This is a genomic window from Streptomyces sp. NBC_00209, from assembly GCF_045206345.1.
In the GTDB taxonomy this organism is placed as follows: Bacteria; Actinomycetota; Actinomycetes; order Streptomycetales; family Streptomycetaceae; genus Streptomyces.
The window spans coordinates 4,992,434-5,011,969 of the sequence record NZ_CP108121.1; the positions used below are offsets into that span (position 1 = coordinate 4,992,434).

The 19,536-nt window shown below is 71.0% G+C and carries 15 protein-coding genes and 3 tRNA genes; 6 read left to right on the plus strand and 12 right to left on the minus strand.

The window, feature by feature from the left end; all coding sequences use genetic code 11:
- Positions 1–111: 111 nt before the first annotated feature.
- Together OG867_RS22655 and OG867_RS22660 are read right to left on the minus strand one after the other, a co-directional pair.
- Positions 112–1,557, minus strand: coding sequence for an FGGY family carbohydrate kinase (locus OG867_RS22655; protein WP_328900071.1), 1,446 nt, complete (start codon positions 1,555–1,557; stop codon positions 112–114).
- A gap of 69 nt (positions 1,558–1,626) precedes the next feature.
- Positions 1,627–1,932, minus strand: a complete 306-nt coding sequence (locus tag OG867_RS22660; protein ID WP_328904313.1) for a YtxH domain-containing protein — start codon at positions 1,930–1,932, stop codon at positions 1,627–1,629.
- A gap of 180 nt (positions 1,933–2,112) precedes the next feature.
- On the opposite strand from OG867_RS22660, the gene OG867_RS22665 reads away from it, so the two are divergent.
- The 5 genes from OG867_RS22665 (at position 2,113) to OG867_RS22685 (ending at position 3,328) form a co-directional block, all read left to right on the plus strand.
- Positions 2,113–2,185 (plus strand) — tRNA-Asn (locus tag OG867_RS22665).
- A 5-nt stretch (positions 2,186–2,190) separates the two neighbouring features.
- A tRNA-Asn gene (locus tag OG867_RS22670) sits at positions 2,191–2,263 on the plus strand.
- Positions 2,264–2,430: 167 nt separating this feature from the next.
- Positions 2,431–2,504, plus strand: a tRNA-Ile gene (locus OG867_RS22675).
- A gap of 186 nt (positions 2,505–2,690) precedes the next feature.
- Positions 2,691–2,924, plus strand: coding sequence for a type II toxin-antitoxin system VapB family antitoxin (locus OG867_RS22680; RefSeq protein ID WP_386324072.1), 234 nt, complete (start codon positions 2,691–2,693; stop codon positions 2,922–2,924).
- A complete protein-coding gene (locus OG867_RS22685; protein ID WP_406287923.1) occupies positions 2,921–3,328 on the plus strand; it encodes a PIN domain nuclease in 408 nt (135 codons plus the stop codon). Before OG867_RS22680 ends, OG867_RS22685 begins: the two co-directional genes overlap by 4 nt.
- Before the next feature lie 311 nt (positions 3,329–3,639).
- Here the strand turns inward: OG867_RS22685 and OG867_RS22690 are convergent, their stop codons facing one another.
- The 7 genes from OG867_RS22690 to OG867_RS22720 all read right to left on the minus strand — a co-directional run bounded on the left by OG867_RS22690 (position 3,640) and on the right by OG867_RS22720 (position 14,136).
- Positions 3,640–4,461: a hypothetical protein gene (locus OG867_RS22690; RefSeq protein ID WP_406287925.1), complete on the minus strand. Its 822-nt coding sequence runs from the start codon at positions 4,459–4,461 to the stop codon at positions 3,640–3,642.
- Positions 4,462–4,543: 82 nt separating this feature from the next.
- Complete coding sequence (locus OG867_RS22695) at positions 4,544–8,974, minus strand: hypothetical protein (protein WP_406287927.1); 4,431 nt, start codon at positions 8,972–8,974, stop codon at positions 4,544–4,546.
- Between the two features lie 155 nt (positions 8,975–9,129).
- Positions 9,130–10,293, minus strand: coding sequence for an ABC transporter permease (locus OG867_RS22700; RefSeq protein WP_406287929.1), 1,164 nt, complete (start codon positions 10,291–10,293; stop codon positions 9,130–9,132).
- 80 nt (positions 10,294–10,373) lie between these two features.
- Positions 10,374–11,069: an ABC transporter ATP-binding protein gene (locus OG867_RS22705; RefSeq protein WP_406287931.1), complete on the minus strand. Its 696-nt coding sequence runs from the start codon at positions 11,067–11,069 to the stop codon at positions 10,374–10,376.
- On the minus strand, positions 11,066–12,547 hold the full coding sequence (locus OG867_RS22710; protein ID WP_406287933.1) for a peptidoglycan-binding protein: 1,482 nt from the start codon (positions 12,545–12,547) through the stop codon (positions 11,066–11,068). The genes OG867_RS22705 and OG867_RS22710 overlap by 4 nt, the downstream gene beginning before the upstream one ends.
- A 130-nt stretch (positions 12,548–12,677) precedes the next feature.
- A complete protein-coding gene (locus tag OG867_RS22715) occupies positions 12,678–13,586 on the minus strand; it encodes a hypothetical protein (RefSeq protein ID WP_406287935.1) in 909 nt (302 codons plus the stop codon).
- A gap of 10 nt (positions 13,587–13,596) precedes the next feature.
- Entirely contained in the window at positions 13,597–14,136 is a 540-nt protein-coding gene (locus OG867_RS22720) for a hypothetical protein (RefSeq protein WP_406287937.1), read from the minus strand.
- A gap of 342 nt (positions 14,137–14,478) precedes the next feature.
- Between OG867_RS22720 and OG867_RS22725 the strand changes: the two genes are divergently transcribed.
- Positions 14,479–15,753: an MFS transporter gene (locus OG867_RS22725; RefSeq protein ID WP_406291125.1), complete on the plus strand. Its 1,275-nt coding sequence runs from the start codon at positions 14,479–14,481 to the stop codon at positions 15,751–15,753.
- Between the two features lie 10 nt (positions 15,754–15,763).
- Here OG867_RS22725 and OG867_RS22730 read toward each other — a convergent pair whose 3' ends face one another.
- Genes OG867_RS22730 through OG867_RS22740 form a run of 3 tightly spaced genes read right to left on the minus strand, consistent with a single transcriptional unit; the run spans position 15,764 to position 19,420 of the window.
- A complete protein-coding gene (locus tag OG867_RS22730; protein WP_406287939.1) occupies positions 15,764–16,570 on the minus strand; it encodes a VOC family protein in 807 nt (268 codons plus the stop codon).
- A 44-nt stretch (positions 16,571–16,614) separates the two neighbouring features.
- Positions 16,615–17,970, minus strand: coding sequence for a carboxyl transferase domain-containing protein (locus tag OG867_RS22735; protein ID WP_406287941.1), 1,356 nt, complete (start codon positions 17,968–17,970; stop codon positions 16,615–16,617).
- Positions 17,963–19,420 (minus strand): acyl-CoA synthetase, encoded by a 1,458-nt coding sequence (locus OG867_RS22740; protein ID WP_406291127.1) that lies wholly within the window; start codon positions 19,418–19,420, stop codon positions 17,963–17,965. The genes OG867_RS22735 and OG867_RS22740 overlap by 8 nt, the downstream gene beginning before the upstream one ends.
- Between the last annotated feature and the right edge of the window lie 116 nt (positions 19,421–19,536).

The following is a 19,536-nucleotide window of genomic DNA, read 5'->3' on the forward strand; positions in this document are numbered from 1 at the left end:
GTCGGGGGAGCCGACCCATCTTCCGGCACCGCTCACCGGGACCGCGAACGTTTTTATTCAAGTCCAGGTCAAAAAACGGACCCGGTCCATAATTTCGCGGTCCCTCCGCACTCACTGTGCCGGGTCGAACGCTCCCGGGTGAATCTGGTCCCGCGTCGCGATGTACTGCTGGCGCACCGCCTGCCCCACGGCCAGCTCCTCGCCGGGCTCCAGCACCTGCGCCGCAGCACCCTGCCAGGCCGGGGGAGTGCGCCCGTCGAGCGCCCCCTGCGAGACCCCGAGCGCCCACGCCGCCTGCCGGGCCGCGCCCAGCGCCGCGTACTGGGCGGGCTGCGGTACGACCACCTGTGTCCCGAGCAGCGCGGGTGCCAGCTGCTGCACCGCGGGCAGCTCGGCCGCCGCGCCCAGCAGGAACACCCGCCGCACCTCCACGCCCCGGCCGCGCAGCACGTCGAGCGCGTCCGCGAGCGAGCAGAGCATCCCCTCGAACGAGGCCCGCGCCAGGTGCTCCGGCTTCATCGACTCCCGCCGCAGCCCGCTCAGCGTCCCGGCGGTGTGCGGCAGTTGCGGGGTGCGCTCACCCTCCAGATACGGCAGGAGTACGAGCCCCGAGGAGCCGGGCGTCGACTTCAGCGCCAGCGCGGACAGGGCCTCAAGACCCTCCACGTCCAGCATCTCGGCGGTCCCGCGCAGCGCGCGTACGGCGTTCGACGTGTGGACCACCGGCAGGTGCATGCCCGTGGCGTCGGCGAACGACGTGATCATCCCGGTCGGATCGGCCAGCGCCTCGTGGTGCACGGCCATCACGGAGCCCGAGGCCCCCAGCGACACGACCGCGTCCCCGACGCCCACGCCCAGGCCGAAGGCCGCCGCCATGGTCTCGCCGGTCCCCGCGGAGATCAGCAGCCCCTCCGGCGTCATCCCGGCGGCGTCGGACGGACCGAGCACCTCCGGCAGCACGGCCTGGTGCCCGAGCGCCAGCTCCACCAGGTCCGGCCGGTAGGACTCCGTCCCCGCCGACCAGTAGCCCGTGCCGGACGCGGCACCCCGGTCGGTGGTCCGCCGGGCCGGCCGCCCGAGCAGCTGCCACACCAGCCAGTCGTGCGGCTGGAGCACCGCCGCCACCCGCTGCGCCTGCTCCGGCTCGGACCGCGCCAGCCAGCGCAGCTTCGCCACCGGCTGCGCGGACTGCGGCACCGCGCCGACCGCCTCGGCCCACGCCTGCCGCCCGCCCAGCCCGTCGATCAGATCGGCCGCGGCGGCCTGCGCCCGCTTGTCGTTGCCGAGCAGCGCCGGGCGTACGAGGTTGCCCTGGTGGTCCAGGGGGACGAGCCCGTGCTGCTGCGCGGAGACGCCGATGGCCTGCACCCCTTCGAGCAGCCCGCCGGTGGCGGCCTCCCCCAGGGAGAGCAGCCACGCCTGCGGGTCGGCCTCGGTGGCCTTGGCCTCGACGGGGTGCGGGGCGTACCCCTCGCGCAGTACGGCGCCCGTGTCCGTATCGCAGACCACGATGTGTGTGAACGCGGAAGAACTGTCCAAGCCGGCGACTATGCCCATACACAGATTCTGCCGCACCCCCGGAGGTTTCCCGTACCGGTGGTGCGGCAGAAGCGGCGGAGGGGCCGGCTAGGTGTTGGTGGTCCCCCAGTCGTCCTCCACGCCGTTCCCGGTCCCGCGCCCCCGGAAGGACCGCACCCGGTCCGTCACGGACGCCGGCACCTTGTCGCCGACCTTCTCGCCCACGGCGTGGTACGCCTTGCCCGCGAACTCCCGGCCGCTCTGGGCCGCGGTCTCGCAGGTGTTGCGCACGGCCGGGTTCTGGGCGAACTGGCGCGCGGACTTCTTCAGCTGCTCGTAACGCTCGCGCCCGGCCCGCGTGCCGAGCACGTAACCGAGGGCCACTCCGGCGATGAACGTGAGCCGGTACCGCATGGCTGCCACCCTTCCTTCGCTCCGTGCGACGTGTGCTGCCCGCCTACCCGCAGACGCCCGAGATCACCCCGGCCGATACCGATTGGCAAAGCACCCCCCTGCTTGCGCTAATGTATGTGTCGCAGCGAGCGCGCGCCGCCCGGCATCCGCCAGGCAGGTTCGTTCGAGGCACCGCAGCAATCCCCTGTAGCTCAATTGGCAGAGCAGCCGGCTGTTAACCGGCAGGTTACTGGTTCGAGTCCAGTCGGGGGAGCGCGATCCCCTGTAGCTCAATTGGCAGAGCATTCGGCTGTTAACCGGAGGGTTACTGGTTCGAGTCCAGTCGGGGGAGCGATCGGAAGAGGACCCCCTTCGGGGTCCTTTTTCGTATGCCCGGAACCGGTCGGCGAGCAGCGCCGTCTTCATGGTCATCAGGAGCCGGGCAGCCGCAGCGGGAGATCGTATGACCGGCTATGCTGCGGCAGACGGTGCGCACACTTGTACGCGCCACGCCGAGACGGGGCGGTAGCTCAGCCGGTTAGAGCAGCGGACTCATAATCCGTCGGCCGTGGGTTCGAGTCCCACCCGCCCCACCCAGCAGAATCGATCTGACCTGCGAAGATGCGGTTTTGTGCGGTACTCGCCGCACACGGTGCGGTACTGAGCCGGGCGGGCCCCCTCTATGTCAAGTTCGGCGATCTGCCGCCCGCACCGCCCGCAGATGTTGGTGATGTATCGTTTCTATGTACATCATGGACTCGGGGTGAGGGGTGGCTGATATGTCTGTGACGCAGGTCGATCTCGATGACGAGGCGCTGGCTGAGGCGATGCGGCTCATGGGTGTCTCGACGAAGAAGGAGACGGTCAACGGGGCTCTGAGGGACTACGTGGCGCGCATCAAGCGGCTGGAGGCCGCTGAGAAGTTGGCCGCGAGGGGTGAGCGGGGCGAGTTCGAGGCTGCGGCTGCGGCGCATGCAGCGGCCAAGCAGGCCCGACAGGCCGCCTTCGAGTGATCACATACCTCCTTGACACGTCCGCCCTCTGGCACCTCTTCCGTACGCCGGGGGCGTTGCGTCCCTGGGAGGGACACATCGCCGCGGGGGTGTTCCACGTCTGCGAGCCCACGAGGGCGGAGTTCCTCTTCTCGGCCACAAGCCCTGCTCATCGGGACGAGTTGGCCGAAGAGATCGACGACCTCTGCCATCTCGCCCCGGTTCCCAAGAGTGCGTGGCGCTGGGTCGACACCGCGCAGTACAAGCTCACCCAGCGAGGGCAGCATCGTGCCGCCGGAGCCATCGACCTCCTGGTGTGCGCGACGGCGGTCCATCACGGTCACACGGTGCTTCACGTGGACAACGACTTCGCCGCGGTGGGGGCGGTCCTGAAGGAAGTACAGCAACGAGACGTACGCGCCTGACTCTTCGCCCACGGCCGCGATCCCGGCTCCGGCGAATGCCATCCCGAGGCGGAAGGATGTCCGGCCCGTTCGCGAACCAGGGCATCAGCGTGTCTCTGCTCACGGGGACGCAGGCCGCTGCCGTCACCAAGCGTGACATGTTGCCGTCCAGGTTCAGGCACCCGTGAGCTCAGGTGTTCCCCTCGCAACGGGAAGGTGCGCTTTTCGTGGCGGCTGAGCCGCAGATGCGCTCGGCAGACTACCGTCCGTTGTTCGCCCAGGGGCCGCCCTCGATCCGTGCGCGCCGCCGCGCGCGGGCGCCGTCGGTCCGGTTACGGGGCGCCGGGAAGGCGCAGGTTCCCGTACTTCGGGTTGGGTTCCCCGCGCACCACATCCGTGACCTCGCCCGGGCACCCCTGCGGCGGGTAACCCGGGACGTCGCGGACCCTGTAGTAGACGCAGACCAGCCGGGGCTCCTCCGTACCGTCGCCGTAGGGGAGCATCCGGGTCTCGCCGCAGGCCGGGCAGCGGGCGTCCGTGTGGAGGAGCGTCCTGGGCTCCGTGAAGACGTGAGGCAGGCGGTTCCGCGTCACGGCGGCCCGGGGCAGGGACAGGCCGTAGTGGTCGCCCAGGATGCGGTAGACGTCCGATATCCCGGTGTCCTCGGACGCGTCGTCCCCGAAGACGCCGTGGGGGTAGGCGAGGAAGCCGGCCTCCGCGACAAGGCGCCGGCTCACCGGATGGTCGAGGTCGCCCGTGCCGTACTCCCGCATCATCCACTCGGTCTCGCCGTCCACGGTCACCGTGACGACCGGGGGGTCCATGGTGGTGTCCAGGATCTCCACGACCGTGTGGCGGGCCCTGAGGTCCCTGCCGGGGGCCAGCCGGTCGTCGCGGTGACCTGCCTCGGGTGTCTCCAGGGCGAACGACCAGCCGCCCGCCGCCGCGCCCACCACCGCCCAGTCCGGCAGCTTCGAGGACCCTGCTCCGTGGAAGAACTCCAGGACTCCCGGGGTGGAGTCCGGATCGAGGAGCGTGCCGGGCCGCGCGCCCAGGTGCACCGCGAGGGTCTCGGGGGTGACACCCTTCACCAGGGTGAGGGAATAGCCGTCCCGGCCCAGTTCGTCGTCCAGCCAGGCGATTCCGTCGTTCATGGCTGGAACCCTAGCCTGGCCTCGTACGCCACAGGGGCCCGGCCATGGCGGCCGGGCCCCTGCTTCGGTTCGGGTCACGCGGTCACGAGGGGCGCTTGGCTTCGAGCCAGTAGTCGTCCCCTTCGAGGACTCGGTTCTGCTTGCGCCAGCCCGGCATGTAGCTCATGGACTGGGTGTTCTGGTTGTTCGACATGCTGGAACGTCCGCACGGCTCGGTCCAGGTCGGCACGTGGGACCGCGGGTCGGGCTGGAGCCTCCACCGTCCGTCCGTGCCGCGGATGGCGATCGTGTTCAGGCATTCCTCGCCGGAAGAGACCTCCTTCAGGTTCTTCCCGTCCCAGTCCTTCGGGATCGCGGCGCTCTGCCAGCTCGCCGCGAAGGGGAACTCGTCGCAGCTGGGCACGTCGTTGGCGCCGAGCTCGGGTGACATCGTCGCCAGTTTGTTGCGCTCCCACGCCTTCGGGCAGATCACGTCGCGGTTGTGGGCGACGATGCTCTTGTCGCTCGTCGGCGGATCCGGCACGAGGACGTCGTCGGTCAGGAAGGTCAACGGGTTGTTGCCCCGCAGCCCGTAGTGGCCGGGCAGCTTGTTCTGGATCAGCCAGGCGTGCGCGGCCGCCGCCGGGAACTTCTTCTCGTTCATGACGTACGTCGGCTTGTACGCGCTGAACACGCAGCCCGGAGTGGTCTTCACGTCACGGTCGCACCGGACGTCCAGCTCCGACTTCTCCGCCGTCATCGGGTTGCTGGTGTCACCGCCCGCGGTTCCCTTGACCGTCAGGTAGGGGCTGATCCGGCCCTCGTCGGCAGTGGTGTTGTTCCACTTGATCTTCTGAGTGACCGTGGCCGTGTGGAGGTCACCCGCGACGAAGGTGGGCGAACCGCTCCACACCGGAGTCTGCTTCTCGCAGTAGCCACGGCAGCCGAAGTCGATGTCCAGGGTCAGTGAGGGAATGGAGATCGACGTCAGTTTGACCGACACGGTCTGGGTGAAGGTGTCGCTGTCCGGGTCGAGCTTGAACTCGTGCCGGAGGTCGAAGCTCGCCTTCGGCGTGCCGGTCGTGGTCCCCTTGAATTGCAGGTCGTCCCCGAGGCACGCGTCGGTGCGGGTGTAGTCCAGGGACCTCGTACCGATGGAGCAGCTCAGAGCGGACAGGGTGGACGCCGAACCGCTCGACGCCTTCGCGGACTTGAGGGCCGTCGCCGGCGTGGACGACAGGTGCAGCCCCTCCGGACCGGTCGCGGAGCGCGCGGCGCCGGAGAGACCGGAGACGGTGGGAAGCACACTGAAGTAGTCGCCCGAGATGCTCTGGGGCGGTTCGACCGGGGCCGGGTCCGGGGCCGTGATGTCCGGGTCGCCGAAGGTCAGGTCCCCGGGGATGCCGGAGTAGTCGCCGGGCACGAACGCGAGGGCGTCGAAGGCGATGTCCGCGGACCCGTCACCGCCGTTGAAGTTGTGCAGGCTGACCTCGGGGGTGACGCCGTTGAAGAAGTACGCGCCGAGATCCACCCACTTGTTGGACTGGTTGGAGCTCTGGTCGATCGCCTTCACCGTCTCACCGGCGGAGTGCTTGATGCGGTACTCGGCCTTGGACGTCTGCGCCCCGTGGTCGGGGATGAAGGCATAGACCTTGGCCTGGCCGCTGTAGTCGGTGATCTCCTTGCCCAGCTTCCAGGTACCGGTCACCTTCATCCGGTCGCCCGGCGGCGGGTACGACTCGGCCGAGCGGGTGTGGGTGAACCAGAAGTGGTTGCCGTAGCCCGCGCCGATCTGGTGGGTGTCGATCTTGCCGGGGTACGTGGTGACGGTCTGCCCGGTGTCCGAGTCGATGATGTCGGAACCCTGGTACCTGAGCGTGAAGGTGCCGTCCGACTTCGCGGGTCCGCAGCCACGAGAGGTCGAGCCCGCCGGCGTGGTGCCGTCAGGGATGTCGTCCACCACCAGTGCGTTCGACGGCAGGCCGGTACCGCACTGCGGCGGGTAGGAGGCGGCGTCGGGCTGCTCCGGGTAGCTGGTGTTGAACCGGTGCACCTGGTGGCCGCACTCGGCCTGTTTGTCGCAGTCCTTCCACTCGGCCGACTTGTCCCACCAGCAGTGCAGCCAGTGGGGGTTGGTGTCGCTGTCACCGGCGTCCAGCGAGCAGGCGCCCATGCCGGGGTCGTTGGAGTCGCCGTCGGTGATCTTCGACGGATCGCAGGAGTTGGACGCGTCGCAGAAGGTGTCCAGCGGCGGCTTCACGGCCGCACGCTGGAGGTCGCTGTTCCACCAGGCGGCCAGGTAGCCGGGCTTGAAGTCGCCGGGGCCGAACATCGCGGAGATCGGACGCGCGGCCCAGCCGAGCACCTTCTCCTCGTACGGCCAGTCCTGCGGGTGCGCGGCGTGGGAGTAGTCGTCCAGGTGCGGGTCGACGGCGTGCTGGAGGAAGGGAACCCGGTTGGCCTTCCACAGCGGGTTGGCCGGGTTGTTGGTCCAGCCGAGCCCCTTGTGCCCACCGGAGTCGGCGGCCGGGTAGAAGCCCGAGTTGTACGCCCACAGGGCGAAGAACCAGTTCTCGATCCACTGCGGGTGGCCGTCGTTGACCTTCATCTCCTGGCCGTGGAGGTCGTTCCACTTGCGGGAGAGGATGGTCACGCCGTACGCGATGTTCGCGGCGTAGTCCAGAGCGACCGCCTCCTGCGTGGCCGGCGGCAGCGCGGTCTCGTGCTCCTTGGTCTTGCCGGCGAGCCGCATGCCGTCGGTCGCCTGGGTGATGCCGTAACCGCAGTCCGCCTCGGAGAAGTTGATGCGCCAGGGGTCGGCCTGGTCGCCGTCGGCGGTGTACTGGGTGCCGTAGTAGTTGCCGATGAGGCTGTTGGCGGTGACGCCCGGGACGGCGAAGCGGGTCGCCTGCCACATGTTGGATTCCTGCGCGGTGACGCCGAGCATCACCTGCGAGGGTATGTGCCAGCGGTCGGTGACCTCCGGGTCCTCGTTGTCGAGGGTGGCGTTGGGGTCACCGGCCAGGGTGATCGGCGGGAACAGCCCCTGCGGGGTGTAGGCGTCCATGCCGGTGTTCTTCCAGTTCGCCGGCCGGGCGACGTGCAGTTCACCGACGACGGCCTGGTCCACCGCCCATTCCACCTGGCGCGGGGTCGGCTGGAACGCCTGCTTGCGTACGTCGTTGCGGGCCACCGCGCAGTAGCGCTCGTCGGTGCCCTCGCTGGGCCCGGTCGGCGACGCCGCCAGCGTCTGGGTGCGCAGCGTCTGCGTGGACATGCCCTCGCTACCGGCACCGGCCGACGGCTTCTTCCCGGTCGGTGCGCCGAGCGCCGGGGAGGGCTCGGCTCCGGCCGCTGCCCGTTGCGCCGACAGCTGGGGGACGGCGTCCAGTTCGGTGTGCTTGCCGGTGGCGACGACATCCAGGGCGATGCGCGCGTCGCGGGCCTGCTGGGCCTCGTCGGGCGTGATCATGCTGGTCTTGCCGTCCGCCCACGACGTGGAGACGCCCGTGTGGCCGAGGCTCGACATGCGGGCGCCCTTGGCGAGGTGCCCCGGGTTCTTCACCGCGCCGGGGAGGGCGCCCCTGCTCTTGGCCCTGCCCGTGAGGAACACCGTGCCACCGGGGGTGGCGGACAGGTCCCAGTCGGCAAGCTTTCCTTCGGCCACCGTCTTCGGCGTGGCCCCGGCGCCCTTGACCTGCGTGCCGTCCAGGTGCTTCGCCCAGGACTTCGCGTTCGTCTTCCTGGTGTCGGCTTCCCGGTCGATGAAGGTCACACCGTCGCCGCTGTCGGCCGCGACCTGGAACGGCACGTGCTTCGTCGTGGCGAGGACGGTCTCCTTACGCCCGTTGATGCGGACGAGCTTGTTCCCGTGACCGGCCACGATGCCGTGCCGGGTCGGGACGGCCGAGGTGACCTGCCCCGGGAAGGCGACCGGTGCGGACTGCTCGCCGCTCACCGCGTCCACGGTGATCAGCCGGGTCCGCTGCTCCTGGTCCCCGTCGTGGCTCAGCTGGGTGAACACCACGTCGTCCCCGGTGCCGCATCCCGGGGAGAAGTACGCCAGCGACGCCGTGAACGGCAGCTTGGTGACCTTGCCGCTGCCCAGCTCGACGACAGCGGTGAACGCACCGCGCACCATCAGCTCGGGGTCGTTGGTGAAGGTCCGGGGTGCGTAGGCGACAGCCGCGTACTTCCCGGATCCGGTGACACAGGTGTTGCCGATCCAGGTGTCCGAGTCGAACCCGTCCTCGCGGAGGGTGGCCACGGTGGTGAACGCGTAGCCGTCCTTCTCCTTGCCGGCCAGGACATGGAAGCCCGTGCCGTCGCCGGAGGTGGACAGGGCCACGTCCTTGGACGAGGCGTAGGAGTCACCCAGGACCTCGGCACGGTCGGCCTTGCCGACCTCGCGCGGCCTGTGGGTGGTGCTCGGCAGACTCTCGCCACCCTGTATCGCCCCGTCGGGGACCTTCGGCCCCTGGGCCTGCGCGGCGGCGGACAGCGACGAGGCGAGCATCGCTGTCGCCGCGGCCATCACCACCGCGTATCTTCTCTGTTTCGCACGCACGATGACGTGTTTCCTCTTCTCTTTCCGGTGGATGACGAGAGGGTGCTCGCCGGCACAGGACATCGAGACTCCGGGCAGCCCGAAGCGTCCGCACAGCCCGAAGCGAGCGGACGGACAGGCGGTCAGCGCCGCAGGGCCTCGACGGGTTGAATGCGACTGGCGCGCCACGCCGGGTACAGGCCGGCGAGGAGCCCGGCAGCCAGGCCGATGAGGGGAGCGGTGATCACGACGGTGGGGGACAGGACGGGGGTCCACTCCTTGGCCAGGGCGACCAGGACCACGGTGACCGTCCCCAGCGAGGTGCCGACCAGGCCGCCCAGGGCTCCCAGGGTGCCGGACTCGGCCAGGAACTGACTGGTGATGTGGCGCCCGCGTGCGCCCAGCGCCCGGCGCAGCCCGATTTCCCCGGTACGTTCCAGCACGGCCACCAACGTGGTGTTGGCGATGCCCACGGTGCCGATGAAGAGGCAGATCGCGGCCAGCAGGAGGAAGAGCTGGTCCAGGTCGCCCCCGACCTCACCGCGCAGGGCTTTCGGGTCCGGGGGAGACACGACCTTGAAGTAGTCGGCGTGCGCCGGGTCGAGAGCGGTGGCCAACTGTGTGGCGACCTGTGGTGCCGCTCCCAGCCCGGTGGAGATCAGCATGGAGGCGTTGGCCTTCGGCGGACCCCAGACCTCCTGGGCGGTGGAGCGCGGGACGATGACGGACAGCAGCAGCTCGGGTCTGCGCTCCACGGCGTCCAGGATGCCGACCACGGTGAACGCCTTGTCGCCGATGAACAGGGCCGGATGCGTCTCCAGAGTGGTGATGCCGAGCTGGGACGCGATGCCCGCGCCGACGACGGCGACGTGCTGCCGGGTCCTGTCGTGCCACTCGTTGAACGCGGTGCCCTCCGCGAGTGTCGGTCCTGCTGCCGCGAGCACACCGGACGAGGCGGCCGTGACCTGGACCCGGCCGCCGGCGGTACCGCCGCGCACCGGTGAGGACCGCACCTGCGTCTCGGCGCCCAGGTCGACCGGCCAGTAGACGCCGGCGTGCCGCACACCGTTCAGCCGCTCGGCCCGGGATTCGGCGTCGCTCGGGAAGCCCAGGTCCACGAACGGGTTGGACTCGTGCGCGAGGTCCTGCACGCTGATCTCGGTCGCGGTAAGGGCGTTGAAGTGTTCGTCGATCTGCGACGACGCCGTCGAGGTCAGGCCCAGAATCGCGACGAAGGTGCCGACGCCGAGCACGGTCCCGAGCGAGGTGAGGGCCGAGCGGGCAGGGCGTTGCAGCATCCCCGACATGGCCTCGGCCAGGAGATCACGTACCGAGAGGCGCGAGGGAAGTACCGTCGGCGGGCGCCGCCGAAGGCGTGGAAGAAGGTTCACGGGCGAGCCTGTTCGCTCATGACGCCGTCCCGAAGGGTGAGCGTGCGCTGCCCGCGCGCCGCCACGGCGGCGTCGTGCGTGATGACGATGACGGTCATGCCGTCCCGGTGCAGCTCCTCCAGGAGCCGCAGGACCGATTCCGCGGTGGCGGAGTCCAGGTTTCCGGTGGGCTCGTCGCACAGCAGCAGCGACGGACGTCCGACCAGGGCGCGGGCGATGGCCACGCGCTGACGCTCTCCGCCGGAGAGCGTGGTCGGCAGCGCGTCCATGCGGTTGCCGAGGCCGACCTGCCGCAACGCGTGCCGCGCCAGCTCCGCCCGTCCCTTGCGGGGGACTCCGCCGTACGTGAGGGCGAGGGCCACGTTCTCGCTCGCCGTCCGGTAGGGCAGCAGGTGGAAGGACTGGAACACGAACCCGATGCGCCGGCCGCGCAGTGCCGTGGCCTGCGCGTCGGAGAGCGCCCCGGTGTCGATCCCGTCCAGCAGGTAGTGCCCCGAGGTGGGGGAGTCGAGCAGGCCGAGCACATTGAGCAGCGTGGACTTCCCCGCGCCGGAGGGTCCGACGACGGTGACGAACTCCCCTGCGCCGATGGCCAGTTCGCACGGGGCCAGCGCGGTCACCGGAGGCGGCCCCGGGTAGGTGAGGGCGCACCGGCGGAGTTCGATGACCGCCGGGGCGTCCGCCGTCCTCACTTCGCGGTCCCGGTCGTGTCGTAGGTGCGCCGGACTCCGGTGAGGACCTGGTCACCCTTGTGCAGCTGGTCCGGGCTCTGCGGACGGACCTCGACGTAGCCGTCGCCCGAGGTGCCCGTGGTCACGGTGACGCGGTGCTGTGCGCCACTCGCGGAACGGACGGTCACGACGGTACGGCCGTCCGCGCCCGCCGAGATGGCGGAGACGGGTACCACCAGGGCCTTGCCCTTCGTCGTGGCGGCCCGGACGGTGAGACGCACGTCCTGGTCGGCCATGGACCCCGGAAGCGACTTCAGGGGCTTGACCACCATCAGGAATCCCTCCCCACCGGCGGCGGGGCGCTCGGAGCCGTCCTCCGGGGTGACGGTCTGCTTGCTCGCCACCTCGTCGGACACCGAGGAGACGGCCGCGACGGCGGACTGCCCCGTGAGCTCCGAGAAGATCTCGACGCGCTGTCCGGGGTGCACGAGGCCCTTCTCGTACGCCTGGAGGTAGCCCCGCACCGTCAGGGCCCCCGCTGACAGCGTCAGCGCCTTGCCCGTGACCGCGGATCCGACCTTGGTGTCGACACCGGCCACGCGCGCCGGGAAGCTGGACAGGAACACCACTTCGGAGACCGGCAGCATGGGGCCCGCGACCTCTTCGGCCTGCGCCAGTCGCTCGCGGGCCTTGGCGAGGTCCTCCCGCGCCCGCTCCACCTGCTTCCGGAGATCCCTCGACGACGTGCCTCCGTCCGAGGCGGAGGGCGATCCGGAGGCCCGGGGGCCCGCCTGGGGCGTCCCGTGCGCGGTGCCGGTCCGGCCGCTGCCCTCGGTCGCCGCGGCGTCCTGGGCGTCCTCCAGTACCCGCTGTGCGGTCAGGACGGCTTCCCTGGCCTGCGTGACCCCTGACTCGCCCTCGGGCTCCGCGCTCAGGGGGTCGTAGCCGAGGCTCTTGTAGAACGCCGCGAGAGCCGTCTTCGTACCGGGACCGAAGTAGCCCTTCCGGTCGCTGCCGGGCGTGTACCCCATCTGCCGGAGCGCCGACTGGAGTTGCGCGACATCGGCACCGTCCGCTCCGGGCTTGAGGTCCCGGTAGGCCGGCACCTTTCCCTGGAGCGCGAAGACCGGACGCCCCGAGACCTCCAGCAGCAGTTGGCCCGGGCGGATCGTCCGGCCGGCCTCGACCGGCTGCTTCGTGATGACGGCGGAGGCCGCGCCGGATCCGCCGCCCATCGGCGTCACATCGACCGACTGCCCGGCCGTGACGGTGCCGCGCAGCATGACGGACGCCTCAAGCACCCGGTACTCGACGGGAGCGGTCAGCACGGAGGGAGCCGGAGCGGAGGAGTCCGCGATCGCCTGGGCCGGTGACTTGATCAGCTGGCCGACACCGAAACTGAGCACCGACAGGACCGCCGCGCCGACGGCGACGCCACCGGCCCGCCTGCGCCGGGACGTCAGGACCGAGGGCTCGGCCGCCTTCTCCTTTGACACCATGGGAGGCTCTTTCTGTTCCGGAGTTTCTGGGGAGAGGCCGACCGCTTTGTTGACCGAGCGGTGAATGAGCCGCTGCCGGGAGGCGAATCCGTGAAGGAACGCCGTCCGCCTCCCGGGCAACAGGGGTGATTCAGTTGCGGAGGGCCTTTTCCGCTGCTTTCACAGCGTCTTCGTTGTTCTTCCTGGCCTCTTCCAGTTCCAGATGGTGTTCCTCGATCTGCGCCTTCTGGATGGCTGTGTCCTCGGCGAACCAGATCCCGACGAGACCGGTCTCCTTCTTGCAGTCGATGTCCGCGAGGGCGAGGGACACGCTGGAGCGTTTCGCAGTTCCGAGGTCCGCGGCGTCGAAGGGGGTGCCGACGTCGTAGCCCTTCCCCTTCATGCACGTCGACCAGGTGCCGAGCGCGGCCCGGACCTTGGCGGACTCCTGTGACCTGGCGAGACTGTCGTAGGCGAGCCTGCTCGCCAGTGACATGTCGATGTCGTCGGCCCCGACCTTCCGTACCGACTGCCCGGCGCAACCGCCTTCCGGGATCTGTTTTCCCTGGTAGGAGTGCGAGGTGGCCTTGTCGGTCCGGCTGGAACTGCCCGACAGCACGAGTGCGGCGGAGGCGGTGAGCGGCGGCATTTCGGTGCGGGTCTGCGCGCCCTCTTCCGCCAGACCGTATCCGTGCTTCTCGGCGGTCTTCCGGTCGGTGATGCCGTAACGGCGCTCGATGTTCGCGTCGTTGTCGTTGGGCGGTGGGGTCCGCCCGGCCTCCGGCGGCTGGAAGTCGAACCCGTACTCCGCCATGCACGCGGTCTCCAGGACCCCTACGGCTCTGGTGATGGTCACCGTCTGCTGGTAGGTCTGCATGTAGTCCTCAAGCGGCAGCGATTTGCCCTTGAGCAGTCCACTCTGCGGCGTGGTGGCCAGCGCCGGCCCCGCGGTGGCATTCGTACCGGCGGCAGAAGGGCCTTTCGGCTCCTCGCCGCCGCACGCTGTCGCTGTCGCGGCCAGGGCGATGAATGCCACCGCGGCGTATATCTTGTTCGGCAACGGCCTGACCTTATGCGAAGTGCTGCGAAGCGTTGTTGTTGTGCAGCGTGCTGTTCAGGTCGACGTACTTGGCGCCCTGGCAGTACAGGCCGCCGTAAGTGCTCTGGAAGTACTGGGAGCTGCCGGCGTAACCGGAGTTGTAGTAGACGCGGTACGAGTCCGCGGGGGCGCAGTTCTCGACCGAGCCACCCTGGTTCTTCACCGCGGCGCCCGTGCCCGAAGCCTTGACGCCGTTGACGTTCTTGCCGAAGACGTACTTGTAGTGGATGACCACGGCGCCGTTGGGGCTGACGTCCTTGCCCGCGTAGCTGTAGACGTTTCCGTAGAAGCTCGCGATCGCGGAGTAGTACCCGTCGTACGCGATGGTGTTGTAGTGGATGTCGAGGTCACCGTAGGAGCAACCGCTGTTGTACGTGTCGCAGTTGTCGCTCACGTTGGTGGTCGTGTCGGCCATCGACGGCTGCGCCGGGACGAAGAGGAGCATCGACACTATTGCTGCGAACAGCACCGAGATCCGCCGTCCGGCGGTCCCGAACTTCTTCATGCTCATGACTATCCTCAATGCGAAAAAATATTGAGGGGAAACAGAAAGAGCGCCGCGCTTTCGCAGAAGCTGCGTCGTTGACCGCGTGAACGCCGTGCTGCGGCCGGCCCGGGCACGCCGGGGGCCCGAAGCGCCATGCAGCTTTCCCCTCCCTGGCGGCGCGTCGACAAGATCATTAGATCATCATCACTTCTCCCGGAAGTGGACATTCTGTGACCTTGTCGACGGTCACGAATTCATTTCTTTCACGTGAACGCCCGACGCGGGACCCCCCAGCCGTGTAGGTGGTGCCCGACCCCTCGGACCCCGGCGCGCCTCCGGCCGATACCATTCCGCGTGACCGAATCCCTGACCGAATCCGCCGAGGGCGCCGCAGAGCCGGCCGCCCGGAGGCGGATATTCGCCGATCTGACCCCCTTGCGGACCTCGCTCGACTACCGGCGGCTCTGGTTCGGGAACACCGTGTCCTGGATCGGGCAGGGGATGACCGCGCTCGCGGTGTCGTTGCAGGTGTACGACCTGACCGGGTCGGCGTTCTCCGTGGGGCTCATCGGGGCGTGTTCGCTGGTGCCGCTCGTGGTGTTCGGGCTGTACGGCGGTGCCGTCGCGGACACCGTGGACCGGCGGAAGCTGGGGCTGGTCAGCGCGTTCGGCTCGTTCCTGCTGTCGGTGGCGCTCGTCGGGGTGACCGTGGCCGGGGTCGAGCAGGTGGGGGTGCTGTACGGGGTCGTCGCGCTCCAGGCCGTCTGCTTCGCGCTCAACTCGCCCGCCCGCACCTCGATGATCGCCCGGTTGCTGCCGGCCGAGCAGCTGCCCGCCGCCAACGCGCTGAACTCGATGACCAGCACCACCGGCACGCTCGTCGGGCCCATGCTCGGCGGCCTCATCGTCGGCTGGTGGGGCTACCGCGCCGCGTACGGGGTGGACGCCGTCACCTTCACGGCCTCCCTCTACGCGATGTGGCGGCTGCCCGCCATGCTGCCCGAGCGCGACGGCTCGGCGGACCGGAAGCGGGCCTCCGTGCTGGACGGGCTGCGGTTCCTCGGGACCCGGCCCAATCTGCGGATGACGTTCCTCAGCGACCTGTGCGCCATGGTGCTCGCCCAGCCCCGCGCGCTCTTCCCCGTCGTCGCCGTCCTCTGGTACGGGGGTGACGCGAAGACCACCGGACTGCTCGTCGCCGCACCGGCGCTGGGGGCGCTCCTCGGCGGGGTGTTCTCCGGGTGGCTCGGGAGCGTCCGGCGGCACGGCCTCGCGGTCCTGGTCGCCGTCGCCTGCTGGGGCGCCGCCGTCGCCGTCTTCGGGCTCACCCGGCAGCTCTGGCTGGGGATCCTGTTCCTGGCGCTCGCCGGGGCCGCCGACACCACGTCCATGGTCTTCCGCAACACCATGCTCCAGGCGGCCGTGCCGGACGAGCTGCGCGGCCGGCTCCAGGGCGTCTTCATCGTGGTCGTGGCCGGCGGGCCCCGGCTGGGGGACTTCGTCGCCGGGTCCGTCGCCGACCTGACATCCCCCGGTCTCGCCGTGACCGGGGGCGGGATCGCGTGTGCCGTCGCCGTGGGGCTGCTCGCCCTGCGGTGGCCCGCATTCGCCCGGTACGACGCGCGCGACCCCGAGGCGTAAGGGGACGGACCTACGACTCCCGCTCCAGCTTCGGCATCTCGCCGGCCGTCGTACCGCTGTCGAACACCGAGAACGGCGCGCCCTGCGGGTCCGTGAGCGCGGCGAACCTGCCGAACGGGATGGTCATCGGGCCGAACCGCAGCGTCGCGCCCAGCGACTTCGCCTTCTCCACCGCCGCGTCGCAGTCGTCCACCGAGAAGTACACGTTGATGTACGCCGGGACCTCCGGCGGGAAGTCCTCCGTCATCCTCATGCGGCCCAGGACCGGGTCGGCGCCCAGGTCGTAGAGCGTGAAGTCGGCCCCGTCGTCCACCATGCGCTGCACGCCGTACCCGAAGACCGCCGGGAAGAAGGCGTCCGCCTTCTCCGGGGCGCGGGTGAAGACCTCGGCCCAGGTGAAGGCGCCGGGGACCATGCCGGCCTCGAAGCCCTGGTGGCTGCCGGGCTGCCAGACGCCGAAGGTCACTCCGCCCGGGTCGGCGGCCAGCACCATCGTGCCGAAGTCGCCCACCCGCATGGGCTCCACCAGGACGGTGCCGCCGTTGGCGCGGATCTTCGACGCGGTGGCCGCCGCGTCCGGCGAGGCCAGGTACAGGCACCAGCCGGTCGGCATCCCGCCGGGCCCCGGCGGCATCAGCGCGGCGACCGCCTTGCCGTCCACATGGGCCTGGGTGTAATTGCCGTACTCCGGCAGCGAGTCACCGAACGTCCAGCCCAGCAGCTCACCGTAGAAGCGTTTGGCGCCCTCCAGATCGGTGAACGTCGCGTCGGCCCAGCACGGTGTGCCCTCGCTCATCTCTGCGGGCATCGTGGTCATCTCCTCGTACGAGTGAATGCCCCCTTGTTCACGCTAGCCAGGCTTCACGCCCCCTGCCCGTCGGCTCGCGGACCCACGACCGAGCGGGCCACGCCCAGGTCCACCAGATCCTGCGGGCGCAGCCGCAGCTGGCCGGCGGTTTCCCGGACCCGGTCCGGGGAGCGCTTCAGGATCGCGGCGGCGAGCTCCGGCGCGATGACCGAGAAGTAGCTGTCCGGGGTGACGTGCGTGTGGTCCGGCGCGGCCAGCGCCAGCGCCCCGCCCGAACCGCCCTCGCCGATCACCAGCGTCGTGACCGGGACCCGGGCCGACGCCACCGCCGCGAAGGCGTCCGCGATGGCCGCCCCCGCGCCCGCCCGCTCCGCCTCCGCGTCGTTGGCCGCGCCCGGCGTGTCGACCAGTGTGAGGACCGGGACGCCGAGCCGGTCCGCGAGCCGGATCACCCGGGCCGCCGTGCGGTAACCGGCCGGGCGCGTCGCCGTACCGCACTGCGCCACGTATGCCACCGCACGCCCCTCGCGCATCCCGAACCCGCCCAGCAGCCCCGGGTCCGTGCCGCCGCAGCGGTCGCCGCTCAGCGGCAGGCGCGCGTCGAAGTAGGCGTCCAGATAGGCGCGGGCGCGCGGCCGGTCCGCCGCCCGCGCCCGCAGCACCGCGTCCCAGCCGGTCTCCGGTGGGTCCGTCGCCGCGAGCGCCGCCGGGACCGGGGCGGGGGAGGGCGGGGTGTCCCGGTGAGCGAGCAGGCCGAGCCAGCGGCCGACCACGGCCGGCAGCTCCCCGGGCGCCACGACCGCGTCGACCGAACCGGCCGCGAGCTGGCCCTCGGCGGTGTACGCGGCGGGGTCGGCGTCCGCCGGACGGACCCGCGACCCGGCGAACCCGATCTGCGCCCCGGGCACCGCCAGGATCACATCCGCGCCCGCGCCCAGCGTGGCCCAGCCGCCGCCGGTCGTCGGGTCGCGCAGGACCGCGAGCTGCGCCGGGCCCGCCGCCCGCAACCGGGCCGAGGCACGGGCCACCCGCTGGAGCTGGGTCAGCGCGATCATGCCCTCCTGCATCCGGCTGCCGCCCGTCGCGATGAGCGAGACCAGCGGCAGCCGCCGCGCGATCGCCTCCTCGTACGCCGCTTCGAGCCGGTCCCCGGTGCGCTGCCCGAGCGACCCGCCCAGGAACCCGAACTCGAAGGAGAGCAGCACGCACGGGTGCCCGCCGACCGTGGCGGTGCCGTGCACGACGGACTCCTGCTCGCCGGTACGGGCGGTGGCCCGGGCCCGCGAATCGGCGTAGCCGGTCCAGCCGAGCGGGCCGTCGCCGTCGGTGCCCCCGGCGGGGGCGGGCAGCTCGGTGAAGCCGTCGGCGAGCGCGGCGATCGCCTCGCGTGCCGTCAGCCGCTCAGTCATGGAGCGCCCGCTTCATGATCTTGCCCAGGTCGTTGCGCGGCAGCGCGTCCAGGTAGCGGACGGTGCGCGGCCGCTTGTGCGGGGCCAGCTGGGCGGCCACATGGTCCGCCAGCTCACCGGCGGTGGGCGGGTCGGCCGGGTCGGCGGGTACCACCCAGGCCACGATCCGCTCGCCCAGGTCCGCGTCGGGCTCGCCGGTGACCGCCGCCTCCCGCACGCCGGGGTGGTCGAGCAGCGCGTTCTCGATCTCGCCGGCGCCGATCTTGTGGCCGCCGCTCTTGATCAGGTCCGTCGCCTTGCGGCCGACGATGCGCACATAGCCGTCCGGGTCCAGCGTGGCCATGTCGCCCGTACGGAACCAGCCGTCGGCGGTGAGCGCGGCGGCCGTCGCGTCCGGCCGGTTGAGGTAGCCGGTGAACAGGTTCGGGCCGCGCACCTGGATCTCGCCGATCGCGTCCGCGCCGGTGAGCGGGGTGCCGTCCTCCTCGACCAGGCGCAGCTCGACCCCGCGCAGGGGCGGACCGACCGTGCCGGGGCGCGGGGCGCCGTCGGCCCGTACACCCGTGTTCATCAGGGTCTCCGTCATGCCGTACCGCTCGATGACCCGGCGGCCGGTCGCCGCCGCGATGCGCTCGTGGTCGTGCACCGGCAGCGCGGCCGACCCGGAGACCAGCAGCCGGGCGCCCGCCAGTGCCTTGGCCAGCCCGGCCGACGCGTCCGGGTCCGCGAGCGCCTCGGCGAGCCGGTGGTACATGGTCGGTACGCCGAACAGCATCGTGGCGCCCGCGCCCAGCTCCCGGGCCACGCCCTCCGGCGAGAACCGGCCCAGGTGGCGCACCGAGCCGCCCCGGCGCAGCGGTCCCAGGACGCCGAGGATCAGCCCGTGCACGTGGAACAGGGGGAGCGCGTGCACCAGGACGTCGTCGGCGGTCCACCCCCAGGCGTCCTCCAGCGCGTCCAGCGACGCGGCGAGCGCCCGGCGGGGGAGGACGGCGCCCTTCGGCGGGCCGGTCGTCCCGGAGGTGTACACGACGAGCGCGGGGGACTCGGGGTCCGGTTCCGGGAGGGCGGCGGGCGCGGGGCCCGAGGGCGCGGTGGTGACGTCCAGGCGTGCCAGGGCGGCCAGGGCGGGCGGGAGTACGTCGTCCGGTGCGGCGAGCACCAGCGCGGGCGCGCTGTCCGCCACGATGTGCGCCAGCTCCCGTTCGCCGGTCTTCGGGTTCAGGGGGACGGCCGGCACCCCGGCCCGGAGCGCGGCGACCACCGCGACGACGGTGTGCGCGGTCGGGGTGGCCCAGACTGCGACCCGGCCCGTGCCGGTGAGGCGGGCCGCCAGGGCGTCGGTGACCCGGGCGAGCCCGGAGTAGGTGAGGGTGACGGTGTCGAACCGGACGGCCTCGCGGGCGGCTGCCGGACCGGTCACGTCCTGGAGTGCGGGCAGAAGTGGCATCACCCTGCGCACCCTAGATCGGCACGCCCTCCCCGCCCCAGGAACCAGCGCGAATGAGGCCCGCTTCACGCCCCGGTGCGCACCGCCTGCTTCATGCCCCGGTGCGCACCGCGCCC

Coding starts and splice junctions, on each gene's coding strand:
- OG867_RS22655 (WP_328900071.1), bottom strand. CDS start 1,557: ATGGGCATAGTCGCCGGCTTGGACAGTTCTTCCGCGTTCACACACATC.
- OG867_RS22660 (WP_328904313.1), bottom strand. CDS start 1,932: ATGCGGTACCGGCTCACGTTCATCGCCGGAGTGGCCCTCGGTTACGTG.
- OG867_RS22680 (WP_386324072.1), top strand. CDS start 2,691: ATGTCTGTGACGCAGGTCGATCTCGATGACGAGGCGCTGGCTGAGGCG.
- OG867_RS22690 (WP_406287925.1), bottom strand. CDS start 4,461: ATGAACGACGGAATCGCCTGGCTGGACGACGAACTGGGCCGGGACGGC.
- OG867_RS22695 (WP_406287927.1), bottom strand. CDS start 8,974: ATGGCCGCGGCGACAGCGATGCTCGCCTCGTCGCTGTCCGCCGCCGCG.
- OG867_RS22700 (WP_406287929.1), bottom strand. CDS start 10,293: ATGTCGGGGATGCTGCAACGCCCTGCCCGCTCGGCCCTCACCTCGCTC.
- OG867_RS22710 (WP_406287933.1), bottom strand. CDS start 12,547: ATGGTGTCAAAGGAGAAGGCGGCCGAGCCCTCGGTCCTGACGTCCCGG.
- OG867_RS22720 (WP_406287937.1), bottom strand. CDS start 14,136: ATGAGCATGAAGAAGTTCGGGACCGCCGGACGGCGGATCTCGGTGCTG.
- OG867_RS22730 (WP_406287939.1), bottom strand. CDS start 16,570: ATGACCACGATGCCCGCAGAGATGAGCGAGGGCACACCGTGCTGGGCC.
- OG867_RS22735 (WP_406287941.1), bottom strand. CDS start 17,970: ATGACTGAGCGGCTGACGGCACGCGAGGCGATCGCCGCGCTCGCCGAC.
- OG867_RS22740 (WP_406291127.1), bottom strand. CDS start 19,420: ATGCCACTTCTGCCCGCACTCCAGGACGTGACCGGTCCGGCAGCCGCC.